7 protein-coding genes and 1 pseudogene are annotated in these 8,020 nt (G+C 68.8%); 6 read left to right on the forward strand and 2 right to left on the reverse strand.

Translation table 11 applies throughout. The features are described 5' to 3' along the window. Positions 1-281: 281 nt before the first annotated feature. Positions 282-2,019: pseudogene (locus FM051_RS54400) on the reverse strand (IS1634 family transposase). Between the two features lie 140 nt (positions 2,020-2,159). On the opposite strand from FM051_RS54400, the gene FM051_RS49145 reads away from it, so the two are divergent. The 5 genes from FM051_RS49145 (at position 2,160) to FM051_RS49165 (ending at position 5,473) form a co-directional block, all read left to right on the forward strand. Beyond that, entirely contained in the window at positions 2,160-2,420 is a 261-nt protein-coding gene (locus tag FM051_RS49145) for a hypothetical protein (RefSeq protein WP_158854777.1), read from the forward strand. A 367-nt stretch (positions 2,421-2,787) separates the two neighbouring features. Then, positions 2,788-3,639, forward strand: coding sequence for a hypothetical protein (locus FM051_RS49150; protein ID WP_158854779.1), 852 nt, complete (start codon positions 2,788-2,790; stop codon positions 3,637-3,639). Between the two features lie 83 nt (positions 3,640-3,722). Further along, on the forward strand, positions 3,723-4,241 hold the full coding sequence (locus FM051_RS49155; RefSeq protein ID WP_158854781.1) for a YbaB/EbfC family nucleoid-associated protein: 519 nt from the start codon (positions 3,723-3,725) through the stop codon (positions 4,239-4,241). 15 nt (positions 4,242-4,256) lie between these two features. Beyond that, positions 4,257-4,610 (forward strand): type VII secretion target, encoded by a 354-nt coding sequence (locus FM051_RS49160; RefSeq protein WP_158854783.1) that lies wholly within the window; start codon positions 4,257-4,259, stop codon positions 4,608-4,610. Further along, positions 4,610-5,473, forward strand: a complete 864-nt coding sequence (locus FM051_RS49165; protein ID WP_158854785.1) for a hypothetical protein — start codon at positions 4,610-4,612, stop codon at positions 5,471-5,473. The genes FM051_RS49160 and FM051_RS49165 overlap by 1 nt, the downstream gene beginning before the upstream one ends. A 4-nt stretch (positions 5,474-5,477) precedes the next feature. On the opposite strand, the gene FM051_RS49170 is transcribed toward FM051_RS49165, so the two are convergent. Next, positions 5,478-7,457, reverse strand: a complete 1,980-nt coding sequence (locus tag FM051_RS49170) for an acyltransferase family protein (protein WP_238413255.1) — start codon at positions 7,455-7,457, stop codon at positions 5,478-5,480. 346 nt (positions 7,458-7,803) lie between these two features. Between FM051_RS49170 and FM051_RS49175 the strand changes: the two genes are divergently transcribed. Then, the coding region (locus tag FM051_RS49175; RefSeq protein WP_476655331.1) for an acyl-CoA-like ligand-binding transcription factor at positions 7,804-8,020 on the forward strand (217 nt) is incomplete at its 3' end.

Consider the following 8,020-nt stretch of genomic DNA (forward strand, 5'->3'; position numbering starts at 1 on the left):
CGACCTCGTCGCCATCACCATCGCCCTGTCGATCGTGCTGCACTCCTCCACCGACGTCCCCGTGGCCAAGGCACTCAGCGTCGAACCTCCCGACAACCTGCCCACCGGGCACCACAGCGGCAGGAGCAGGCCGTGACCGTGGGATATTTCTTCGCCCTCATCCCCGGCTTCCGCAGTTGGTAGTCACACATGGTCGCGGATTTGCGGTCTGATCTGGGGAAACGTGTGCAGGGCTGGAAGAGGGCGTGTGTCCACGCCCGTGCGGTGTTCGTCGGACCGGTTCAGTTGGGGTCGAACGCGGAGATCCGGGGCGGCGGCTGGATCGAGAGTGCCTGGTAGATGGCCTGTTGGTCGGTCCGCAGCGGGGTGGTCTGGGTGATCGTGCCGGCCTGGCCGGCGAGGGTGACCTGCTTGAGACGGCCGGTTTCGCGGCGGATGTTTCGCCAACTGTCGTGGCAGGACAGCTCGGCGACGCGGGTCAGCAGCAGCGCCAGCCAGCAGATCAGGACATGGGCGCGGATGCGGTGCTCGAGCCGGTGGAACACCGGCCGCAGCAGCAGTTCGGACTTGAGGTCGCGGAACCCCCGCTCGGCTTCGAGCAGGTTCTTGTAGCCCAGGGCCGCGTCCTCGGCGGTGATGTCCGGGTCGGACGTGGCCAGCAGGTACTTGCCGTCCAACCGCTGCTCGGCCTTGACCTTGGCGCGGTCGATGACCAGCCGGCCGTTGCGCTGTTGGCGGATCCACCGCTTCAGGGTGGGATGGTCGCGCAGCGCGCACTCGGCGCGCACGTGCGCGGCCTCGGCCTTCTGCCTGGTCTTGTCGCTGCCCGCCTTGGCGTGGTCGCGTTCCCGCTGCGCGGCGATGCGTTCGAGTTCGGCCTCGATGCGGGCGACGGCCTGTTCCCGCTGGGTCTTGTCACGTTCGGCCTGGTCGGGGTTGTGGCAGATGACGAACCTGGTGTCGGCGGCGCCGTCGACGCGGACCTCCTTGACCCGCAGGTTGTCCCGCACCTGCTGGTAGCGGCCCTGGCGGGCCAGTGCCTGCTCGACCAGGTCGCCGCCGTCGCGCATGCGCATCCCGGCGATGTAGTGCCCACCGGCCCGACGCAGGTAGGCCAGGTTGTCCGTGCTGGAGAAGCCGCGGTCGACCACGGTGATCACCCGGCCGAGTCTCCAGTGCCGCATGTCGTCCTTGACCTCGGCCAGGACCTGCTGGTCGTTGGTGTTGCCGGGCCAACACCACACCCGCACCGGGATGCCTTCCTTCGTCACGGCCAGGCCGATGACGATCTGCGGCAGGTCGTCGCGGTGGTCCGTCGTCGCGGTGGTCCTTGGACTTGCCGTAGCGGCGAAAAGCGTCCTCGCCGGTCTCCTCGGCGTCGCGTTCGAAGTAGGTGGAGGTGGTGTCGAAGAACAACAGGTCGACCTCGAGGTTGAGCAGGTGCGCCACCGCGAAGAACACCGATTCCTGCACCGCGCCCTCGGTGTCGGCCTCGACCAGCAGGTCCATCGCCCGATACGCCTGGTCCTCGTCCATCACGGCCAGGCCGGGGACGACCACGTCCTCACGGACCCATTCGGCGGCCGAGAGCTTGCTCATCGGCTCGATCGCCCGGTTGGCCACCAGCGCGAACAGCACACGCTCCATGTTCGTGGTGAACCGTCGCCCGTCGGTGGCCCGCTTGACCGCCGCTGCGATCCGCAGCTTCTCCCACAACCCGTCCAGCAGCCAGGATGCCCCGATCGGGCGGGAGTCGAGGACCTCCATCGGCGATGCCCCGGCGGCCAGGCCCGCTTCCGCACCGTCGGACGGGGCGGACCCGGCGCCCTCGCCGCCGAAGTGCTTGGTGATCGACGCCGCCAGCCTGCGCAGGCCGTCCACGTCGAGCTGGTCGACCCGCCCCAGGTTCATCAGCACGTCCGGCTTGACCTTGCCCTCGACCCGGCGGTTGTGCGCCAACGCGGCGTAGCGGACAACCGAGCCGTCGGCGTTCGTCCGCTGCGTGAACCGCAAGTACATGACCACAGCCAAGCACAACATCCCCAGCCAGTACTAGAGAGCATTCTCAAGTCGTGTTACTACGCTTTCGGGCTCTCTGAGTCGGGATCGGTGGATCGCAAGTCGTTAACCTGCGGGTTCGTCTCAGCGATCAACCTCGTGTGGCCACGAACTGCGGAAGCCGGGTCATCGCGCTGGCCGGTTTCGCCCTGATCCCCCGGCGTTTGTGGTACATCAAACTGCCCGCCGTGATCGGATGGGTGGCGGCGTGGCTGGACGGCGCGCCGACCACACACTGGTCCGACTCCGTCGGCCTCACGATCACCGCCGCGAGCCTGCTGTTCCTGCTCTTCCACAACCAGTCCGGAACGACCCCGCGGCAGCGGAACGGCGACACGGGTCGACAACCGCCCAACGAGTGAACGGGGATCGTCTCGTTCCGACTCCCGAACCGAACGGCGCGGTGGTCGGCGGGTAGGGCGGCGCGGGTTCCGCGACTCCGCCGGCGGTGTCCACTGTGGATCTCCAGCAGACGTCCTCAAGCACGGCGGGTCAACCCGCCCAACTCTGTGGCGAGATCTTCGCGTTTTGCGTGCGCGACTCCGGCCGGTCTGGCATCTTTACCGGCGGAGCGCCGGGAAGTCTGGTCGGCACGCCCACTCGCGACAGCGGTGGGCAGTTCGACGACGGGGAGCGCTTCATGTGTTTCGAGCTGATCCGGTTGTTCAGACCGCATCGCATCAACCGGTGGTCGTTGTCCGTGTGCGCGTACCGCACGGAGGTGTCGACGTGCCCCTGATCCCCAACTCGATTCCGGGGATCGTCGATCCTCGCGCCGTCGGCGTGTTGCAGCACCGTTGGACGCACACCAGGACGTTGTTGCTGTGGTCGGTGGTGGTGCTGCCGGGCACCATGGCGTTGATCTGCGTGGTGTTCGCCGCTCTCGCCGGGACACCGTGGGCAGTGCTGCCGGCGCTCGCAGCGGCAGCGATGGCGTCGGGTTTCGCGTGGTGGCTCCGCCGGCGTGGACTGGCCGAGCCGCCGTCCTGGCTGTCGACGTCGTTCCTGGTCTCGGGTGGCCAGTTGTTGCTCGGCGTCATCCCCGGTGGCGGCCTCGCGATGTCGTCCGCCTCCGGTGGCGGACAGGCCGCGGCAGTCGTGTTGTTCGCCCTGGCATGGGCGTGTGCGGCCTCGTCCTGTCTCACCGCCCACCGGGCGCACCGGTCCTTGATGACGCCCGTGGTACCAGAACTGGGCGCCACCGACTTCACGCTCTCGATCGCCGTCCGGTTCGCAATCACCACAGCGGACCTGGCCTCCGCGCGACTCGACGTCGCCGCGGACGGGCTCACCTGGTCGGCCCGTCTGCACCGGGGCCGCAGTTCAGGCCCCCGCGCCGAGCACTCCGTGTCGTTCGCCGACCTGCGCGACATCGTCGCCATCACGCTGCCACCACAGCCCACGCTCCAGCCGTGGCTGGTTCTACCGGACGGAACCGTGCTCGTGGCGCCGCCCGGCCCCGCGGTTGTGATGAGGACCGTCGCGGGCGAGTGGATGGTGCCCGTACACGACGCGTTGCTGGTCAGAGATCTGGTACTCACGCGAAGGAACCGCTGGGCGAACCGACCGACCGACCGCTGACCGGACAAATCGACGAAAACCCCCGAAGCGCCACCAAGACGTTGACAAGTGGCTAGCGCACGAGCGCGTTGGAAAGGACCTCAGTGACCAGCCCTGATCCCATGAAGGCGGCCGATCAACTGGAGAAGTGGGCCGAAGGACTCGAACAGCGGGCTCAGCGGTACACGCAGTTGCAGCAGCAGATGAACGCGACCAGCGCCGTCGCCGCGTCACCCGATGGTTCGGTCCGCGTCACCGTGGACAGCAACGGTGTCCCGACCGAGATCACGCTGTCGGACCGTACTCGCGGGTTGGAGCCGGGTGCGCTATCGGCCCAGATCATGGCCGGAATGCGCAACGCCCAGGCAAAGCTCCGGCAGGAGGTCCAAGCGCTGATCGCGGCGACCGTGCCGGCCGAGGACGAACCCGCGCGCAACCTCGTCGCCCAGTACCAGCAGCGCTTTCCCGACCAGGTCGAGGAGCCGGGTGGTGGTCGTGAGATGACCGAGGAGATGCGCATCGGCCGGGTCGAGGACGACGACACCGCGCCGCCCCCGCCGCGGCGGGCGCCTCGTGGCAACGGTCCCGACGACGACTGGGGCGACCAGTCGTTCCTGCGCTAGAGAGGGGGCAAGACCATGGGAGACGGATTCACCGTCGACTCCGCCCAACTGGCTGCCCAGGCCGCCGCGGTCGACGGGTTCGCGTCGAGGGCGGACACCGCGACCGACGCGGGCCAGCACGTCACGAGCCTGGACGACGCATACGGCCTGCTCTGTCGCCCGTTCGCCGACCTGCTCAAGGACCCGCAGCAACGGGGCGTGGACACCCTCGCCGCCACCGCGGAGAACCTGCACAAGCTGGTGACGGATCTGGGAGACACGGCCAAGACGTACCGAGAGGCCGAGGACAAGATCGAGGCCGTGATGAAGGCACTGGTCGCGACGCTGGACGCCGTGCCGTCGGCACCGCGGGTCCGGGGAGGGAACTGATGGTCGACGTCGACGACACCAGCACGAACCCGCTGGTCGACCAGCGGTCGGATCTGCGCAACAACTACCTGCAGGACGCCAACCCGCTGGAGAACATGGGCGCGCCGGACGCGGAGTCGGGCACCGGCTTCATGACCGGCATCACCGCGTTCGAGGCCGGTTGGACCATCGCCCAGGGTGTCGACCAGAACGACCTCGGCCTGATCATCTCCGGTGTCGCGGCGGCGGCTCTGGACGTGGCGAGCGCGGCCGTCGACCCGATCGCCTACGTCGCCGGGCAGTTGTTCTCGTGGATGCTGGAACACGTGGAGCCGGCGCGTGCCGCGCTGCACGCGGTGACCGGCAACCCCGACATGGTCAAGGGCTACGCCCAGACGTGGACCAACATCGAGCAGGAGATGCTCAAGCTCGGCGAGGAGTTCCAGCAGACCTCGCGCACCGGGGTGACCTCCTGGACCGGTGACGCCGCGGACGGCTACCTGCGCAAGGCGGACGCGATCGCCGGCATCGCCAAGGGCGCCGCGGGAGGCGCACACGGCATCGCCGGCATCACCCTGGCGATGGCCGAGGTGGTCGGCGGCATCCGCGTCGCCATCCGCGACCTGCTGGCCACCCTGGCCGGGGCGCTGGTGAGCTGGGCGATCGAACTGGCCTGCACGGTGGGCGCGGCGGCTCCCCTGGTCGTCGCCCAGGCCACCACCAAGATCGCCCAGGTGGTGCGCATCGTGGCGAGCATGCTCAAGGCGCTGGGCAAGGCCCTGTCCAGCGCGCTGACCTGGCTGGTCCAGCTGCGCGACCTGTTCGACGCCTTGTGGCGTGCCCTCAACGAACTGAAGAAGAGCCAGGCCACCGCACCGGCCTGACCGGCTACGGCTCCCCACCTCCACCGAGCAGGGCGAGCACTTCGGCTTCCACGATCGGCGCCATCGTGGCCATGTAGGTGGCGCTGACGTGGTTGTCGTCGAGGTAGACGTGCACGTTGCCGATGACCGGCGGGCACAGCTCGGGTTCGCAGAAGTAGTCGCTGAAGTCCGCAAACGCGACGTTCGACGGCAGGTCCGGGATCCGCTGGTACGGCGGCTCCTCCATGAGCAGCTCGGTCCGGGGCACGCTGCACGGCCCGGGGTCCATGCGTTGGGACACCAGGCAGGCCGAGGGCCTGAAGCCGAAGCGCGGGTTGTCGCGCACCGCCAGGACCCGGATGCCCGCGGATTCGAGCTTGCGCCACTGGGCGACGAACCCGGCGGGCGTGTCCTCGGTCAGGCCGACCCGGACGTCGCGGGTTCCGTTGGTCAGCACGAGATCGGGATTGAGGGAGATGATCTCCGCCGCCGCGTCGGCGTTCCACTTGACGCATCCCGCGTCGCCGGGCATCGCGTCGGCGTCCACGGAGAACGGGCAGGCTCCCCTGAGCATCGAGACGACCTGCCAGTCGTGGTGCTCGGCGAGCTGCGTGAGGGGCGCCAGATACTGCTGCATGTGGGAATCGCCGACCACGACGATCCGCTTGGTCGGGGTGTCCGAACTCGGTCCCGTGCACGCCTCCAGCTCCCGGTTGCGCGTCGAGGCACGGCACACGCTGTCCGGGTGCGGGGCGAAGTCGTCCGGCAGTGACACCATCGGCGGGACGATCGTCGCGTCCTCCGAGCCCCAGTACTCGAAGTCCGGCGTGCGGGAGAGCGCTCCCGGGTGGTCCGGGTCGTCGACCAGCAGTTCGTAGGAGGCCGCCTTGCGGTCGCTGACGACCTGCCAACCCCCGGCCGCGACCAGCACCGGCACCAGCAGGGCGACACCGAACCGGTAGGCGCCCCACGGCCTGGCCACCCCGATGCCGGAGCGGCGGACGGGTGCCTCCACCCCGTGGTAGGTCGCCACCGACAGCAGCACTGACAGCACGATGACGAACAGGCCACCAGCGAGACCGACCTCGTCCCTGCCGCGCAGGACCAGGTAGAGCACGAGCACCGGCCAGTGCCACAGGTACAACGAGTAGCTCAGGTCCCCCACGTAGCGCAGGGTGCGTGCGGCCAGCAGCCGGTCGGCCCCGACACGGCTGCCGGTCGTGCCCGCCGCGATGACGGCGGCGGCGCACAGCGTCGGCCACAGCGCCAGGTATCCCGGAAAGACCGTGCCCACCTGGAGGATCAGCCCGCACGCCACCAGACCCAGGAGCCCGAGCCGGCCCAGCACGACCCGCAGTCGCCGGGGCAGCACCACGGCGTCGACCGCCAGGGCGAGCAGGCCACCCAGCGCGAACTCCCACGCCCTGGTCAACGAGTGGAAGTACGCCAACTGCTGGTTCGCCGCGGTGAGCACCACGGAGAACGCCAACGACCCCACGAACACAGCCGCTGACAGGCCCGCCACCGATCGCCTGACGCCCCACCCGACCCAGCGGCCGATCCACACCACGACCACGGCCAGGATCGGCCACACGAGGTAGAACTGCCCCTGGATGGACAGCGACCAGAAGTGCTGGACGACACTCGCCTCGTCGTGCTGGTCGAAGTAGTCCGCCGCGTCGGACACCAACTGCCAGTTCTCCAGGTAGAGCGCGGCGGCGACGACTTCCCGAACGGTCTGGAACCAGCGGTTCTCCGGCAGCACCAGCATGCACACCGCGATGAGCACGACCAGCACGGTCAACGCGGCGGGGAACAACCGCTTGATCATCCGTCCCCACAGCGGGACGAATTCGACCCGGCCACGGACTGCGGCACGCACTATCTGCCCGGTGACCAGGAAGCCCGAGAGCAGGAAGAACACGTCCACGCCGCCGGAGACCCTGCCGAGCCACACGTGGTACACGACCACGAGCGTGACCGCGACCGCACGCAGTCCCTGCAATTCCGGACGGTATCGACGGTCTTGACGGTCTCCCGAAGACGAAACCGGGCTGACGGAAAAGCCCGCACGAACGAGCGAGGGGACGGACAAGATCAACTCCGGGGCAGGGGCGGACCATCACGCCGACCAGACTTCCCGGCACACCTACCGGACAGCGTAGGCCACCGGTTGAGGGGCGACCCGCCGGATCCGCCGGGCACAGACCAGACAGGAGTCCGCCTCCACGGGCACAGCCGTGCCGTTGCACCGCATCCCCGAGGAACTGAACCGCCACTCCGGCCGGCGCATGCCGAACCGACAGTACAAGTTATTGACTAACATTTGTTAGTAGCTAACACTTAGTCGTATGGGTGTTGTGGTGGTAGGGGCGGGACCTACCGGTTTGGCCGCGGCGTGCGGGCTGCGGGCACAGTGGCGCAACACCGCCACCACGCAATCCCTCCTGGCCGAGGCGTTGGCCGGCCGCGAACAACGACCCGTCGACCTCCGACTGAGGGGCATCGCCGCCGCGGCCACCGCCGCGCTCATCACCGCCCTGACCACGTGGGTCGACGGCGAGGGCA

It is taken from the genome of Saccharothrix deserti (genome assembly GCF_009769385.1).
Taxonomy (GTDB): domain Bacteria; phylum Actinomycetota; class Actinomycetes; order Mycobacteriales; family Pseudonocardiaceae; genus Actinosynnema; species Actinosynnema deserti.